Source organism: Moorella sp. E308F, assembly GCF_006538365.1.
Lineage (GTDB): Bacteria > Bacillota > DSM-521 > Neomoorellales > Neomoorellaceae > Neomoorella.
In genome coordinates, this window is the sequence record NZ_BJKN01000002.1 from 1,158,840 (window position 1) to 1,174,865 (window position 16,026).

Below are 16,026 nucleotides of genomic sequence, written 5' to 3' on the forward strand. Positions count from 1 at the left end.
GCTTAAGCCCCTCCTCTCTTTTGTGCCAACTGGTACGCTACATCAACAATCATATCTTCCTGCCCGCCGACCATCCGCCTCCTTCCCAGTTCTACAAGGATGTCCCGGGGATCGAGGTTAAATTTCTCGGCCGCCCGGTAGGTGTGCAAGAGGAAACTGGAGTAAACACCGGCATAGCCCAGCATCAGAGGTGCGTTACGCACCACCTGGGGCCGGTGCATGATGGGCTCAACGATATCTTCAGCTACATCCATAATCTTGTAGAAATCAATACCCGTCTGGTAACCGGCCTTATCCAGGACGCCCACCAGGGCTTCCGTCTGGGCATTGCCTGCCCCTGCGCCTAAGCCCCGGCAAGTACCATCCAGGAAAGTGGCTCCAGCTTCCACAGCAGCTAAGGCATTGGCCGTAGCCAACGTAAGGTTGTTGTGAGCATGGAAACCCACAGGCACCTTTACTGCTTCCACCACCGCGCCGACACGGGCTTTAACATCCTCCGGCAGCATGGCCCCGGCCGAGTCGGCGATATTAATATAGTCGGCCCCGTAAGATTCAAAGAGTTTGGCCTGCTCGACCACCTTTTCCGGGGGCACCATGTGGGCCATCATCAAAAAGCCTACGGCCATCATGCCCATTTTTTTGGCGATGCTAATATGCTGTTCGCCGATATCGGCTTCCGTAACATGGGTGGCTACCCGTACAACTTTAGCACCGCAATCAGCCGCCATCTTCAGGTCCTCGACGGTGCCGATACCGGGCAGCAAAAGGACGGTTAATTTCCCTTTCTTGATAGCCCCGCTGGCGGCTTTGAGCAGTTCTTCTTCACTTACTGCCGACCAGCCGTAGTTAAAGGAGGAACCGGCCAGGCCGTCACCATGGGAAACTTCAATATATTCCACGCCGGCCGCGTCCAAACCCGCGGCAATGGCGGCTACCTGTTCGGCCGTGAACTGGTGGCTGACGGCATGGCTACCGTCCCGCAAGGTTGTATCGACCAGGTGGATGAATTTGGAGTTTTTCATGCTGCCACCTCCCCTGCCAGAATCTTTTGGGCGAGTTTTTCAGCTACTGCTACTGCAGCCGAGGTGATGATGTCCAGGTTCCCGGAATACTTGGGCAAGAAATCGCCGGCCCCTTCCACCTGGACAATGGCCGTTACTTTATTTCCATCTAACAAAGGTGGCACCCGAAGCTGATAGCCTGGTACGTAGCTCTGAATTTCCTTCACCATGGCTTCTACCGAGGCCCGGATGGCCTGCTCGTCTGGTTTTTCTACCTCTACGTAAATGGTGTTGGTCATCATAATGGGTGGTTCGGCGGGGTTCAGGATGATAATGGCTTTGCTTTTTTGAGCTCCACCGACAACCCTCAGGGCTCTTGCTGTCGTTTGGGTAAATTCGTCGATATTCTGGCGCGTGCCCGGTCCAGCGCTTTTGGAGGAAATGCAGGCCACAATTTCGGCGTACCTGGCACCAGCCACCCGGTTGATGGCATAGACGATGGGCACCGTGGCCTGGCCGCCGCAGGTTACCATGTTAAGATTGGGTTCGGCCTTGACCTGGTCCAGGTTGACACAGGGCACGACATAAGGGCCGACGGCGGCCGGCGTCAGATCGATGGCGATTTTACCGGCCTCTTTTAAAAGCGGGGCGTGCTGCAGGTGGGGTTTGGCCCCGGTGGCGTCGAAGACGATTTTGATGTCCTCTTCAGCCAGGACGGCATTGATACCTTCGATAGAGGTTTTGATACCCATGTTCCTGGCCCTTTTGATGCCTTCCGACTCGACAATGCCAGCCATGAGAGCCATCTCTAAATGCTGGCTGCGCAGGATCTTGTACATCAGGTCGGAACCGATATTCCCCGGGCCGATGACGGCCACTTTTACCTTTTTCACACTCACATCCCCTTTAATTTGAATTGGTTTTCGTTCGCTCACTCCAAACCAAAGTCATTTGATTTTTGTTAAATAAACTTCAGGCTCAGGCTGCCCAGGCCGTGGAAGGACACGGTGAAAACATCGCCGGCGCTGGCGTTTTCGGCTGCCGTGACGGCGCCGGAAAGGATGATTTCGCCGGCCTCCAGGGCGATGTCAAAGGCGGCCAGTTTATTGGCCAGCCAGGCCACGGCTGCCGCCGGGTGTCCCCAGACAGCGGCACCGGCGCCGCTGCTGACCACTTCGCCGTTCTTCTCCAGCACCATGCCGATGAGGCGCAGGTCCAGGTCTTTGATGGGCACCATGCGGCTGCCCAGGACCAGGCGGGCGCTGGAAGCGTTGTCGGCAATGGTATCCGGCAGCTTGATCTTCCAGTCGCGGATGCGGCTGTCGACAATCTCAAAGGCAGGCATGATGCCTTCCGTGGCCCGGAAGACGTCGGCAATGGTTACCCCCGGGCCTTTGAGGGTGTCCTTTAAGATAAAGGCCAGTTCACCCTCCACCCGTGGTAAAAGGAGTTCATCTCGCCGGCAGGGTTCGCCCTCGAGTAGCAGCATGTTGTCCAGCAGGTGGCCATAATCGGGTTCGTTTACCCCCAGGAGCTGTTGCATGGCCCTGCTCGTCAGGCCGATCTTTTTACCAATGACCTTGTTTCCCCGGGCTTTCTTTATCCCTATGCCGGCCAGCTGGATGCGGTAGGCATCTTCTACCGTTAAATCGGGATAAGTGCTGGTCAAGGGTTCGATTGGGTTACAGCTGGCTTCTGCTGCCAGGAGTTCAGCAGCAATGGCCTGGTAATCCATGTTCGTGGCCTCCTTCTTTCATTACACTGCGCCAGCGTTCCCGCAATGCGCTGGCTATATATTCTGCCAGGTCGTCTTTTCCCAGCCCCTGCTCCAGTCCGGCAAGCAGCCGGTCACAGCCCAGCCTGGCTTCTTCGTGGGGACCGGGCAGGGCTGCCAGGTAGGCCAGGCCTACCCTGCCTACGGCAATGCGTACACCTTCTTTATGGTGACGGTGGTAATCAGGCTTAAACTTCAGGATCCAGGGGGTACAGGCCTCCGGGTCCAGGCGTAAGATGGCTTCAATGCTGAAATCCTTGTCCTCGGCCCCGACGCCTCCGGTGGTGATTAGCAATCCATAACCTTCTTCCAGGGCCCCTTCCAGGCGGTTGGCCGCCGCTATGGCGTCATCCTCCAGGATGCCGCCGAACTTTGCCTGGTAGCCTGCTTTTTCCAGGGCCGTTATAATATAAGGTGAATTGGTGTCTTTGATCTTCCCCGCTATAACTTCGGCTCCCGAAGCAAAAACCATGGCCCGCCGGGCGACAGCCTGGCTGATATCCCGGGCCAGGGTGACCGTTTCTTTCAATACCCGGGCGGCTTCTCCCGGCTCCAGGGCAATTAAGCCTAAGACTCCTTCCGAGTGGACAGCGGCTTCCGGTCTTAAAGTTACCCCCGGTAATTCCGCCAGGCGCTGTAAGATTTCCTTCTCCTTGCCGGCTACTGCTTCCGCCCGTACCCTGCGCCGCAGGATATCAAAGGCCACCAGGCCCGGCCGCACGTCCACCACCATCACGTCTTGCGCGGCCAGTTCCAGAGCGGCGGCTGCTGCCGCGGCAACCTGGCCCAGGTCGGCGTCGGTTAGTTCAATGTTATCGATCCAGAAGGTCGTTTTCTCCAGCAGGTCCCATTCCACGGGTTATCCCCCCTTTCTTTTGATATCTGATCCGGCCCTCTTGCCATATGATAGAAACAGTCTGGTGTATAATTTGCTTGAGTTGGAATGTACAGGAAAATGTAATCCTTCCGTTTATAGCGAAATCCCTTCCACATCCAGGCTTAAATCTAGCAGGGGTGCGTCGATAATGGCCCGGCCGACATCGACGATGTCCGCCCCTGCGTCTATTACCTCCTCAAGGCCTGCCGGCGTAACGCCGCCGGCGAAGGCGAGTTTTACTTTTTCCCGCCAGCCTCCTTGCTGCGCTGCCGTTACCACGTTTGCCAGGTCCTTCAAATGGCCGGTGTCTACCATGATAATTCCTGCCCCGGCCTTTACCGCCGCCTCCGCTTCAGCGGCTATGGGCCGGCCTTCCCCGCGGATTTGTACGACGATCACCCGCTCCGGGTCATAGGCTCGCGCCCGGTCCACCGCCGGCTCGACGCCTCCCAGGAGGCGGACGTAATTTTTATCCAGGTAGATAAAGGGGCGTTCGGTAATGCGGATACCGGCACCTCCGGTGGCGATGGCCTGGCGCAGCTCGCCCCTTATTTCCGGAGCTACCTTTTTCCAGGCACCGCAAACGACTTTTATCCGCTCCCCGGCCTGCCGGACAAAACCGGCCGCCGCCGTGGCCACCCCGGAAGGCTTACCAACAACTCCCAGGAGCATTTCTTCCGCCCGGATAATGGCCGTGGCCTCGCCCCTACCCCGGAAAAGGCAACTGCCAGGCTCCAAAGCATACCCTTCGGGGGCCGACCAGGTTACTTCCAGCCCCAGCTCACCTGCCAGTTGTTTTAACCTGGCCGCCCCGGAGAATATTCCCCTTTCCCGGGCGGTGATGGCAAAGGTCAGGGTATGCCCTGCCAGGGGGGCAAAGAGAAACTCCCTAAGTTCCACTAATATCACTTCCTAAAGCAGGCCGGTATCCCAGCCCGGCCGATATCTCTGCTGCCGTCCGGGTGATCAGTTCTACGGCCAGCTGGAACTTCTCTCCCTCCAGCCTCGCTACCGGGCCGGCAACACTAATGGCAGCACATACTTTGCCGTTATGGTCCCTTATTGGCGCTGCAACGCAGCGCAGGCTGTCCATAATTTCCTCATTGTCTACGGCATACCCTCTTGCCCGTATCTTTTCCAGTTCCGCCTCCAGCCGGCGCGGGTCGGTGATGGTTTGACGGGTATAGCGGGGTAGGCCTTTTGTGGCAATGATGCGCTTCACTTCACTAGGTTGCAGGTAGGCCAGCAGTACTTTGCCCACGCCGGTGCAGTGGGCCGGCAGGCGCATCCCCACCTGGGAAACAATCCGCAGGGACTGCTGGCTTTCCCGCTTATCAATGTACAAGACTTCCCCCTTATCGAGGATCACCAGGTGGACTGTCTCCCCCAGTTCGTCTACCAGTTTCTGTATATAGGGGCCGGCTACTTTGCGGACGTCCCAGTTATTGGCCACAATATTGCCGATTTCAAAAAGGTGCACTCCCAGACGGTAACGGCCGTCAAAGGGCGACTGCTCCAGATAACCGAAATCCCGCAAGGTAGCCAGCAACCCATGCAGGGTGCTTTTCGGCAAATCCATGGCGCGGGCTATCTCTGCCAGGGACATATCCCGCTGGTTGGCGGCCAGCAGGTCAAGGATCATTAATGCCTTGGCTACCGAGCGAATCCGCGATGGATTATTTTGGTCCTTTATTGCCATTTTGCCAGCCCCCATTCTATATAGCTGAACTAGATTTGATGTATTTAGTATACAATACTTTTCCGTCAGATACTACCCTTCTCAGGCTGGCAATGTTCGGCAATATCAAACCCCATTCTGTATCTTACGTTAAAACAAATTCGCCATTAATTTTGGTATTCCTGCCGTACCATAGCCTCATTCATTCGGGATTATCGCAAATTTATTTACCATAGCGAAAAAATCACGGTACATTCATACCGGGACTGGCATATCCTGGTGGTAATAAAGGGATAATATTTAGAGGACCGGCAAAAGGAGGTGCCCCGGCCGTGGATTTCCTGAGTATCATCTGGATCATCTTTTTGATATCGGCCTTTTTACCCATGTTGCACCAGCGGCGGATCGAAGCCGCCCGCCTGCATCTTATCCGGGCTTTTGAAAGAAAGAGGAATTCGCGCCTCATTACCCTCATTCATCGCCAGGAAGCCTTGAGTTTCCTGGGTATTCCCCTTACTCGCTACATCAATATCGAAGATTCGGAGCAGCTCCTGCGGGCCATTCGTCTAACCCCCGAGGATATGCCCATTGACCTGGTCCTCCATACTCCCGGCGGCCTCGTCCTGGCAGCTGAGCAGATAGCCCACGCCATTTTAAAACACCCGGCCAGGGTAACCGTCTACGTTCCCCACTACGCCATGTCCGGCGGCACCCTCATCGCCCTGGCAGCCGATGAAATCGTCATGGACGAAAACGCCGTCCTGGGCCCCGTTGACCCCCAGCTGGGCGAGTACCCGGCGGCCTCAATTCTCAAGGTTATCGAGGAAAAAGATAAAAACGAGATTGACGACCGCACCCTTATCCTGGGCGACATCGCCAGAAAAGCCATGGAGCAGGTGCGGGAAAGCCTGGTAGAACTCCTGGCTGAAAAAATGGAACGCCAGAAGGCCGAGGAACTGGCCACCATTTTAAGTGAAGGCCGCTGGACCCATGACTATCCCATCAGTGTTGAGCAGTTAATAAAAATGGGGCTGCCGGTGAAAACCGGTTTGCCCCGGGAAATATACCAGCTTATGGAACTCTATCCCCAGCCGGCCGGACGCCGGCCTTCGGTCCAGTACGTGCCCCTGCCCTACAGCCGCCGCGACGGGGGGCGGCGTTAATATCCGGGAGCACCGGCACCTTAAAAGGGCGGTACCAGGGGCAGCCGCCTTTTGTGGGCACTGCAGGCGGCCATGGCCTCTATTTTCTCTTTCGCCGCCGGCGGCGCTTCTCCCGTCAGGAGATAATGATCCAGGACGGCATAGCTGAGGCCCATCTCGCCCTCATCTGTCTGGCCGGCCCACAGGCCTGCTGAAGGGGCTTTGGCAATAATCCTTTCCGGCAGTCTTAAATGACGGGCCAGTTCCCGTACCTGGGTCTTCACCAGGTTGGCCAGGGGCAGCAAATCCACACCGCCGTCACCATACTTGGTAAAGTACCCCACTGCCAGCTCACTTCTATTACCCGTACCAATGACCAGGTAATTGCGCTCGTTGGCATAGAAATAAAGGGTTAACATCCTGAGGCGCGGCTTTAAGTTAGCCAGGGCTAGGCTCCGCCGCTCAGCTGCGTAAGGTTTTCCCGTCAGCAGCAGTACCAGCTGGTCGTAGACGTCATCCAGCACCACCTCTACCACCGGTAGATCCAGGTGCCGGGCCACCAGCCGGGCGTCCTCTGCATCGCCCGGGTCGCTGTGGCAGGGCATGATCACACCCAGGCAATTATCCGGGAAGGCCTGTCGGCAGAGGGCCGCCACTACGGCGGAATCAATCCCGCCACTCAGGCCGACCACCGCACCCTGGGCTCCGGCCCTTTGCACCTCCTCCTGCAACCAGGCTACCAGATCGGCTGCCATTTTCGTTGTATCCACCATTGTTACCCCCCGGGCCGCTAAACCGGCTCCAACCACAGGCCGGTAGCAGCAGATTTTAGCCGCCGGCTGAGGGCCTCTCCCCGCTGCTACGCACCTTTGCCGCTTATGGCAGCACCCCCCTGCACTGCCGGGAACACCGGGTGACCACACCGGGCGACCGGCTTGAGCAAAAAGCCCAAGCTTTTTATCACTATTTTCGACGTAAAGACGCCAATTCCTGCCGCCAGTTCCCGGGAACTGGCAATCGCTAAGGACCGGCATAAAGATAGCCTCCGAAGTTATTCCCCCGGAGGCACTCTTACGGTTCAGTTACCTACACCCGGTACTGGGGTATTCCGCCACCTATCTGGGGCGCCATCCCCATCTGGGCACCCATCATACCACCCTGCTGGAGCTGCATTTGTTCCTGCTGCAGGCGCTGTTGCAGCTGGGTGATTTCCTGCTGGCTGGCCATGTTGAGCTGGTACCACCCTTTTGCGTGCATAACATCCCACACAGCCTTCAGGCAGTTCTGCTCATCCTGGTAAACGGCCATAAAATCCCGCCGCAGCTGATCGTTGGCGCACTCGGTAATCGCCATATTATAGGAGCTGGTTAAAAGCTTTTCGCTGGCCAAGCAATCGCTGAACATGGTCTTGTCGTCAAAAAGTTGCATGGGCTTGCCTTCCCCCTTTACATCATATGCTGCCCGCCCAGGTGGCGGATCAGGGTATTATAGTGGCGCTGGTGGGCCTGCTGCACAGAACTCAGGACCTGCTTCAACTGGGGATCGCTGCACTGGGCTGCATAAGCCCCGAATTTCCGGATCATCAACAATTCGTTACTTAAATTTTCCCGGAGCTGCATTAATTCGGCCTGGGTTAAACCAGCCATCGTATGGCCTCCTTCCGTATATTTAATTTTACCAGGGATCATTTTTCCCTACCGTCTGGCGCCTATACATAAAAATGGCAACCAATAAAAACCAGGCCGGGGTACTTACCCCGGCGTTAATGAAATATTTTATTCAAGCGATTTTCATCAAAGCCGACAATTACCTGGCCGTCAACGATCAGGGTGGGCACGGCGGCCAGGCCGCCATTACGCCGGCATAATTCCTCCCTGGCCCGGCCATCAACGCTAATATCCTTTTCTTCATAGTTAACGCCATGTTGGGAAAGATACTCTTTCACCGTCTTGCAGGTGGGTCAGGTCGGAGTAGTGTAGACGATTACATTATCTGGCATCAGGCTTACCTCCCGGAAGACTTTTTTCTTAGTCTGCCGGGAAGCCACCAGCTTTATGCCTTCTGAATAACCTTCTATTTGCGTTTCAACAGGGAACCCAGGACTGTTTTGGCGCTGCTTAAAGTTACACCGATAAAGCCATATCCGTGCAGGATAGTTTCCAGGGCCGCCAGCACCTGCTGAATCTCTTCTTCGGTGACAATCAAAGGCGGTTCCAGGCGGATAACATTGGGGTTATTTAACGTATAGGCCGTAATCACCTGATGTTTATTCAACAGTTCCCCGGCCACCAGGGACCCGAAATATTCCCCGGCCAGCTCATTAACCTTGCCCCGGGTAAGCTTGTCGAGCCACCCGCCAACGGGTTGGTTAAACTCCAGGCCGATGAGAAGGCCCCGGCCGCGGACGTCTTTAATGAGGCTATATTTCTCTTTAAGCTGCCGCAGCCGTTCCAGGAAGAAGCGACCTCTGGCTGCCGCCTGACCCGCCAGGTCTTTATCCAGGATGCTCTGCAGGGCCGCCAGGCCGGCAGCCGCCGCCAGGCTATTACCGCCAAAGGTGGAAGTGTGGAGCAAAGCTTTATCCATACTACCGTAGGCTTTATCCCAGACATCCGGACGGGCAATGTAAGCGCCGATTGGTATGACGCCGCCGCCCAGGGATTTGGCCAGGCACATGATATCCGGTACCACACCCTCATGCTCACAGGCAAAGAGATAGCCCGTCCGACCAAAGCCCGTCTGGATCTCATCGATGATTAACAGGCTCCCGTAGCGGTCGCAGAGGTCCCGCGCCCCCTTAAGATAGCCGTCGTGGGGGACGATCACACCCCCCTCACCCTGGATGGGTTCAACGATAAAGGCGGCCACATCACCACCGGCAAGTTTGGCCTCCAGGGCCTCCAGGTCATCATAGGGCACCGCCTCGCACCCAGGCAGTAAAGGAGCAAAGGGACGCTGGTATTTCTCCCGCCCGGTGACCGACAGGGAACCAAAGCTTTTACCGTGGAAGGAATTGCGGCAGTAGACGATCTTTTCCCGGCCGGTGGCGGCGCGGGCCAGCTTCAGGGCGCCCTCCACGGCCTCGGTACCGCTGTTGCAGAAAAAGACCCGCTCCAGGTCCCCGGGCGTCACCCGCGCCAGGTTGTGGGCCAGGGCCGCAGCCAGGGGATTTAAAGAGGCCTGGAGGATATTGGGCCGTCCCAGGACTCTTTTAACGGCGGCCAGCACCTCCGGCGGGTTGTGACCTAGATTGAGGGCGCCATAGCCACCCAGGAAGTCCAGGTAGCGCTTGCCCTCCCTGTCCCAGACGGCAACTCCTTGCGCCCGGACAAAGGACTTGTCAAAATCCAGCAGGGCCAGCATCCCCGCCAGGCCGGGATTGACATAGCGGCGATATACTTCCCGCGTCTCCTGACGGGAAAATTCCATGGCCTCTTCCAGGCTGTATAACTTATCCTCAGCCAATCTCTTCACATGCCTTTCAATAAAATGACCTCAAGAGCCTCTCTCAAGGTCATTTTACCATCTCTATCCGCTTTTTGTCTAATGTGTCCGGCAACAATTTTCCCCCTCCACTGTTACAGCTCCAGCTTTTCCTTCCTCTTCCCAGATGCGGTCGGCCACCTCTCCCCAGGCCCGGGCATAGGGGGCCAGTTTGGCGGCAAACTCCGCTGCCGTCTCGTCACTATGCAGCTGGGTCGAGCGGGCACCGGACTCGGCCACTATGTCCCGCAGCATTTCCGGGTTATCAATAAGGGGGCAGGGACGGCGCAGGTTCTGGTTAAAGGGCTGGCGCTTCTGGTAGGCGCGGAAAAGAGGGTTCTGCAGGGCTTCCACCAGGCTGACGTCCTTAATATTGCAAGTGCTGTAGTGGACAAAGGCACAGGGCTCCACTTCCCCGGCCGCGTTAATGTGGAAATAACGCCGCCCGCCGGCGATACAGCCGTTACTGGCCTCGCCGTCGTTCCAGAAGTCCACCAGGAAGATGGGTTTGGTCCGGCGGAAATACTGGATACGCTCAAACATCCAGGCCCGCTGGGACGGGGTGGCCATCATTTCCAGGTCCACGTCCTTGCCAATGGGGATATAGGTAAAATACCAGCCAAAGGCAACCCCTTTGTCTACCAGCATATCAACAAAGGCGTCGCTACCCAGTTCCTCGGTATTATTGCGGCTGTAAGTTACTGAGACCCCATAGACGGCCCCGGCGGCCCGCATGAGGTCCATGGCCTGCATTACCTTGGCGAAAACGCCTTTGCCGCGGCGGCTATCGGTTCTTTCCTCAAAACCTTCCAGGCTCAAGGCTACCGTGATATTACCCAGGCGGACCATATCGTCGACAAATTTTTGATCAATTAAAGTACCGTTAGTAAAGAGGTGGAAAACCTGGTCGGGGTGCTTCTCGGCCAGCCTGATAATATCGTCCCGTCGCAGCAGGGGTTCGCCGCCGGATAGAACGATAAAATTAATGCCCAGCTTCTCGCCTTCGGTAACTATGCGGTCCATGGTAGCAAAATCCAGTTCTTGCGCCCGCTGGTAGTCGCCGGCCCAGCAACCCAGACAATTTAAATTACACTTTTCCGTTGGGTCCATAAGGATGGCCCACGGTACGGCGACACCGAGTTTCGCCGCCCATTCCTTCTGCCGCGGCACACCGATAAAAGTCGAATTAACAAAGAAGTCCATAGCCAGGCGCTGCCTGATATTAGGATGGGTCTGAGTCAGCAACCTCTGGGCGAACTGGTACCAGTTGCTATTTCTGTCCTCCAAGACCCTCTTAACATTGGCCACCATTTCCCGGTGATAGGGATCCCGGGCCAGCTTTTCCGCCACGGCAATCAGGCGGGGAATATTCTTTTCCGGGTTATTGAGAATTAATTTAACCCCCTGCTCAAGCAACTTTTCCCCTACATAAGTTGCCGCCAGGTTCACGCACAAGACCTCCTTTCCAGCTTTATAAGCACAAAATGGTAGCCTTTACGTGCTGTCAACGCCGGCTACCACCTCCCAAAACACCCAAAAGACCAATTTTTGTTTTTATTATACGCTTATGACCATATCTGGTCAAGGGTTCCCTTCTGTGCAGAAACTACTTCTTATATTATTCTCTTTAAGGATCCAAACTAGCAACTGGACAGGGACCAATACTGCAAAGGAGGGCTTTTAAAAATTGACTGTTGGTACCAAAATGCACCAGACCCTCACCAGCCTGGAAGGCGCCATTGCCGATCTGAAGACCTATGCCCTGGAAACCCAGGATAAAAACGCCAAGAAGCAGTTTACCGATTATGCCAACCAAATCGAAAATATCGCCCAGGGCTTAAAGGGTCGAGTCAACTACCTGGAAACCCAGGAACCCCAGTACAAGGTTTTCCAGCAGGCGCAGGGCAAGATGCAGTAGCGTCCCTTTAGCATAGCCCCCGTAAAAACGGGGGCTTATATTTATAGCATATGCCGAGATGGAAAAGAATACAACGCTATTTTTTACCCTATCAGTTCAAGCTGCCCCCTCTGGTAATGGTATTTCTGCGGAAGAAAACCAGGGCGTATCAAATCTTCGACAAGCTTTACGATGGCAGCTACGGAGCTGGCAAACATCTTTTTTTGTTCTTCTTCATTCAGGGTGATTTCGATAATCTTTTCTACCCCGTCTTTACCAAGGATAACCAGGACGCCGACATAATAGCCTTCAACGCCATATTCGCCCTGCAGGTAAGCACAAACCGGCAGGAGGCGTTTTTTCATCGCGGAGAACGCCTTCCATCATCTGGATGGTAGATGCTGCCGGGGAATAAAAGGCCGAACCTTTTTGCAGCAGGATTACAATTTCTGTACCGGTATTGCGGATGCGTTCAATGATACCGCCAATTATTTCCCTGGCCCTGGCGCTGCTGTCATATTGAGAAGCTCCATTACCGGGATACCGTTAACGTTGGCATAACGGATGAGCGGTACCATTCTATCACCGTGGCCACCAAGAACAAGGGCATTGATGTCTTTATCAGAAACACCCAGTTCCCAGGTTAAGAAGGTAGCAAAGCGTGAGGAGTCAAGAACACCTGCCTGGCCATAGACCAGGTTCTTCGGAAAACCGGTTACATATTGCATAAGGGTAACCATGGCGTCCAGCGGGTTGGAGATAACAATGACATGGGAATCGGGAGCAAATTTTTTAATGTTTTCACCGACCGTCTTAATGATGTTGGCATTGATGGTGAGCAGGTCGTCGCGGCTCATGCTGGGTTTGCGCGGGACACCTGCCGTCACGATGCACAGGTCCGCTCCTTCGATATCCTCATAGGTATTCGTCCCGAAAAGCTTGATGTCAAACTGGTTAATGCGGGCAACCTCGGCTATGTCGAGGGCCTTGCCCTGGGGCATGTTTTCAACGATGTCGATCATGACAACATCGCCGAGCTGACGAAAAGCGCACAGCTGTGCCAGAACGCCGCCGATCTGACCTCCGCCGATCAGGGCAATTTTTGGACGTTTAAAAGCCACGGTGAACACCCCTGTTTAATTTTGTTTGTCACCCCTCTGCCGTATCCTGTTGCCAGGGTTCAGGAACGCACGAGGACGGTGCTTAGAAATTATAATGAATACAGCCTTTAATATAATGTATACATCCATTCATGTATAAATTAGCTATTTTTTTGTTTCTCCTTCTTAAGATATGAAAAAGTTTTCCACAAAAATTTAAAACCGTGGGGGAGGCTCCCCTGAAACCGCTAGTTCATTCCGGGACATTAATCTGCAATTTCCCATCTGTTAGCGATGTTGCCGGGCGCCAGCTTGAGGAAATATATACCCCGGGAGGATATACCCGAAAACCGGTTTCATTTTTACTCAATAAACAAACCCTGCAGCAGCGAGCTACAGGGTTTCGCGAGTTGTGACTACCAGTCACGACCTATGGTACGTGGGTAAGCGTAAAATAACCCCCACCTTGCATCTAAGGCGGGGGCTAAAACAAGCTTAACTATTCATCCGGCAGACAGGAGGCAAAGTTTCCGACCACGGCAGGAGTTGATCCAGGGCATTTTTATCCTTGAGGTCCAAGTTGGGAAGTTTTTCAAAGAGGTAAATGAGATAGTGGAAGGGATTTAACCCGTTTTCTTTTGCCGTTTCTATGATACTGTAGGTAATGGCACTGGCTTTAGCACCCCGCGGGGTGTTGGCAAACAACCAGTTCTTGCGGCCAATGACGAAGGGCTTGATGGAGCGCTCGCTGCGGTTGTTGTCGAGTTCCAGACGCCCGTCTTGCAAGAAGGCTACGAGTTTATCCCACTGGCCCAGGCAATAGTAAATCGCCTGCCCAAAAGTGCTTTTGGGCAGTACCCGGGATTTCTGGGTTTTTAGCCATGCCAAAAAGGCGTCCAGCACTGGTTTGCTGCGCACCTGGCGGATTTGATATCGTTCTTCCGGCGTTTTATCTTTCAACTCGCCCTCTATGGCAAAGAGCCGGTTGCAGTACTCCAGCCCCTCCCGGGCGGCTACCGCTGCATTGCGTTTATCTTCCGGCAGGGCCTTTAAGGCTTCGTCGAACTTGCGCCGGGCATGGGCCCAGCAGCCGACCAGGGTGACATCCGGCAGTTCGTTGTAGCCGGCGTAGCCGTCGACGTGTAGATAACCCTTAAAACCTGCCAGGAAGCGGCGGGGGTGTTTGCCGGCCCGGGTGGTCTGGTAGTCGTAAAGGATGATGGGAGGACCGTCCCGCCCGGTACGATAAAGCCAGAGGAATGACTTGGTGGCAGCTTCCCTTCCAGGTTCCTGAAGCACCTGTAAGGTCGTCTCGTCGGCATGGAGGATATCTCTTTTAAGCAGGTATTCATGGAGGCGGTCGTAAATAAGGGCTAACCAGGTGTTGGCTCCATGGAGCACCCAGTTGGCCATTGTCTGCCGGGAAAGGTCTATCCCTAAACCTTTAAACTGCTGCTCCTGGCGGTAGAGGGGTAACCCCGCCCCGTATTTCTGGGTCATGATGTAGGCCAGGAGGGAAGGAGATACAGGGCTGCCGGGAAGTACGGGCGCCGGAATAGGTGCCGTGACAACGGGAGTGGTTATCTCTTCCCGCTCGCAGCGGCGGCAGGAATAGACGTAGCGCACATGTTTAACCACTTTCACCTGGGCCGGGATGACCTTAAGTTCCTGCCGCACCTCGGTGCTCATCTCATGCAGGGGACCGCCGCAGCACGGGCAGACCCGCTCTTCTTCCGGCAGGCGGTGCTCTACTACTTCTACCGGCAGTTCTTCCAGGTTCATCTCCCGGCGGCTGTGTTTTTTGCGGCGCTGGTAGGTGATGGTTTCCAAATCGGGTTCAGGCGCCTCCGGCCGGGCTTCCGCTTCCGCCTCATTAAAAAGCAAAAGCTGCTCTTCTTCTAAAGGCCTGGTCCGTTCGCTGGAAACACCGAATTGCCGTTTCTTGCTTAAACGAAACTGCTCCATAAACCAATTCAGTTTAGCAGTCAGCTCGGCATTCTGTTGTTCCAGCCATCTACACTGCTCTTCCAGCTGTAGACAGCGGCTTTGCAGCTCTTCTATATTCATGGCAGCGATAGATTGCGAAGTAGTGTTCATGAATAAAAGATTCGACGAAACCCGTCGAATCCCTCTAGAATCAACCACAAAGTGAAAATATTTCTTTCTGGTGTTTTATATTACACGATGGTGCGCGCTTTTACCTCGGGATGGGCCTGAGGTTGTTTTAAGGGGAGGCCGTCGAGTAGCCAGCGCAGCTCCCGGCGGCTTATGGTGATGGTTGCCGAAGTGGTTTCTTTAGGCCATACGAATTTGCCCTTCTCCAGCCGGCGGTAATAAAGCCAGAAACCGTTGTGCTCCCAGTGGAGGATCTTTAGTTTATCGTGCTTGCGGTTACAGAAAACGAAAAGGCAAGAAGAGAAGGGGTCTAATTCAAACCCTTCCTTGACCAGCACCGCCAGGCCGTCAATGGACTTGCGTAAGTCAGTGGCACCGCAGGCGAGATAAACCCGGTCGATACCTAATTCGTTTAGCATAATGCTACCAGCACCTTAACCACCTGAGAAAGCAGGGCGGGATCAAAGCCGGGTTTTACTTCGATGCAGGTCTTGCCTATCCTGACCAACAAGGAGTTGCCCTGAACACCAGAAGATGGCTCCCTTATTTCTACCGGCAGCCACCGATTTGAGTTTCCCGGGGAAACTACGTCCTGGTTCTTATACTTCCGCAGCCAGTACCATAATTGTTTAGGGTTAACGTCTTCATGGGTAGCGCACCATTCTCTGACGCTTTGCCCGCTCTTCTTGTATTCGGCTATCCGGGTTTCCCATAGTGCTTGCCGTTCAGCTTTGGTCATAACAAAAAATCCTCCTCAGCTTGTGTTCTGAAGAGGATTATCCCCTATACTTGCGATTGGTGCCAAGGTGGGCTGTATTTGACGCTTACGTACGTGGCGGGTCCTGGCCGGCGGCTGACGGCCGGAAGGCCGGAAAAAGCGCCCGCAGCCAAAAAAACGGCGTCATGCCCTACCACAACTAACGAGATATGGGGAGCTCACCAGCGCCCTCTCTAAGAGC

The 16,026-nt window shown here is 54.9% G+C and carries 16 protein-coding genes and 2 pseudogenes; 2 read left to right on the forward strand and 16 right to left on the reverse strand.

Features of this window, described 5'->3' with window-relative positions; genetic code table 11:
- Positions 1–2: 2 nt before the first annotated feature.
- From dmpG to E308F_RS12315, 6 genes are all read right to left on the reverse strand, one after another.
- The gene (gene dmpG / locus E308F_RS12290) at positions 3–1,022 is read right to left on the reverse strand and encodes a 4-hydroxy-2-oxovalerate aldolase (RefSeq protein WP_141265160.1); all 1,020 of its coding nucleotides are present in this window, start codon (positions 1,020–1,022) and stop codon (positions 3–5) included.
- On the reverse strand, positions 1,019–1,894 hold the full coding sequence (locus tag E308F_RS12295) for an acetaldehyde dehydrogenase (acetylating) (protein WP_141265161.1): 876 nt from the start codon (positions 1,892–1,894) through the stop codon (positions 1,019–1,021). The genes dmpG and E308F_RS12295 overlap by 4 nt, the downstream gene beginning before the upstream one ends.
- 68 nt (positions 1,895–1,962) lie before the next feature.
- Positions 1,963–2,736 (reverse strand): 2-keto-4-pentenoate hydratase, encoded by a 774-nt coding sequence (locus E308F_RS12300; RefSeq protein WP_141265162.1) that lies wholly within the window; start codon positions 2,734–2,736, stop codon positions 1,963–1,965.
- The gene (locus tag E308F_RS12305) at positions 2,711–3,631 is read right to left on the reverse strand and encodes a molybdopterin-binding protein (RefSeq protein WP_141265163.1); all 921 of its coding nucleotides are present in this window, start codon (positions 3,629–3,631) and stop codon (positions 2,711–2,713) included. The genes E308F_RS12300 and E308F_RS12305 overlap by 26 nt, the downstream gene beginning before the upstream one ends.
- Positions 3,632–3,745: 114 nt before the next feature.
- Positions 3,746–4,552, reverse strand: coding sequence for a nicotinate-nucleotide pyrophosphorylase (locus tag E308F_RS12310; protein WP_172613717.1), 807 nt, complete (start codon positions 4,550–4,552; stop codon positions 3,746–3,748).
- Entirely contained in the window at positions 4,542–5,351 is an 810-nt protein-coding gene (locus tag E308F_RS12315) for an IclR family transcriptional regulator (RefSeq protein ID WP_253260457.1), read from the reverse strand. The genes E308F_RS12310 and E308F_RS12315 overlap by 11 nt, the downstream gene beginning before the upstream one ends.
- Before the next feature lie 311 nt (positions 5,352–5,662).
- On the opposite strand from E308F_RS12315, the gene E308F_RS12320 reads away from it, so the two are divergent.
- Positions 5,663–6,493: an SDH family Clp fold serine proteinase gene (locus tag E308F_RS12320; protein WP_141265165.1), complete on the forward strand. Its 831-nt coding sequence runs from the start codon at positions 5,663–5,665 to the stop codon at positions 6,491–6,493.
- A 20-nt stretch (positions 6,494–6,513) separates the two neighbouring features.
- Here the strand turns inward: E308F_RS12320 and nadE are convergent, their stop codons facing one another.
- The 6 genes and pseudogenes from nadE to E308F_RS12350 form a co-directional block, all read right to left on the reverse strand.
- Positions 6,514–7,506 carry an NAD(+) synthase gene (nadE, locus tag E308F_RS12325; protein WP_253260458.1) on the reverse strand — a complete coding sequence of 331 codons (993 nt, stop codon included), beginning with the start codon at positions 7,504–7,506 and terminating at the stop codon, positions 6,514–6,516.
- 52 nt (positions 7,507–7,558) lie between these two features.
- A complete protein-coding gene (locus E308F_RS12330) occupies positions 7,559–7,900 on the reverse strand; it encodes a spore coat protein (RefSeq protein ID WP_141265166.1) in 342 nt (113 codons plus the stop codon).
- Positions 7,901–7,917: 17 nt separating this feature from the next.
- A complete protein-coding gene (locus E308F_RS12335) occupies positions 7,918–8,118 on the reverse strand; it encodes a hypothetical protein (protein ID WP_054935738.1) in 201 nt (66 codons plus the stop codon).
- A 116-nt stretch (positions 8,119–8,234) separates the two neighbouring features.
- Positions 8,235–8,420: pseudogene (locus E308F_RS12340) on the reverse strand (glutaredoxin family protein); the annotation flags it as partial.
- Between the two features lie 125 nt (positions 8,421–8,545).
- A complete protein-coding gene (locus E308F_RS12345) occupies positions 8,546–9,901 on the reverse strand; it encodes an aspartate aminotransferase family protein (protein WP_172613940.1) in 1,356 nt (451 codons plus the stop codon).
- 114 nt (positions 9,902–10,015) lie between these two features.
- Positions 10,016–11,404 carry a radical SAM protein gene (locus E308F_RS12350; RefSeq protein ID WP_141265169.1) on the reverse strand — a complete coding sequence of 463 codons (1,389 nt, stop codon included), beginning with the start codon at positions 11,402–11,404 and terminating at the stop codon, positions 10,016–10,018.
- Positions 11,405–11,642: 238 nt separating this feature from the next.
- On the opposite strand from E308F_RS12350, the gene E308F_RS12355 reads away from it, so the two are divergent.
- The gene (locus tag E308F_RS12355; protein WP_141265170.1) at positions 11,643–11,873 is read left to right on the forward strand and encodes a DUF1657 domain-containing protein; all 231 of its coding nucleotides are present in this window, start codon (positions 11,643–11,645) and stop codon (positions 11,871–11,873) included.
- A gap of 83 nt (positions 11,874–11,956) precedes the next feature.
- Here E308F_RS12355 and mdh read toward each other — a convergent pair.
- The 4 genes and pseudogenes from mdh to tnpA form a co-directional block, all read right to left on the reverse strand.
- Positions 11,957–12,973, reverse strand: a pseudogene (gene mdh, locus E308F_RS16940) (malate dehydrogenase).
- A gap of 474 nt (positions 12,974–13,447) precedes the next feature.
- Positions 13,448–15,019 carry an IS66 family transposase gene (tnpC, locus tag E308F_RS12365; RefSeq protein ID WP_141265291.1) on the reverse strand — a complete coding sequence of 524 codons (1,572 nt, stop codon included), beginning with the start codon at positions 15,017–15,019 and terminating at the stop codon, positions 13,448–13,450.
- 110 nt (positions 15,020–15,129) lie between these two features.
- A complete protein-coding gene (gene tnpB / locus E308F_RS12370; protein WP_141265171.1) occupies positions 15,130–15,486 on the reverse strand; it encodes an IS66 family insertion sequence element accessory protein TnpB in 357 nt (118 codons plus the stop codon).
- A complete protein-coding gene (gene tnpA / locus E308F_RS12375; RefSeq protein WP_141265172.1) occupies positions 15,480–15,806 on the reverse strand; it encodes an IS66 family insertion sequence element accessory protein TnpA in 327 nt (108 codons plus the stop codon). Before tnpA ends, tnpB begins: the two co-directional genes overlap by 7 nt.
- Positions 15,807–16,026 lie beyond the last annotated feature (220 nt).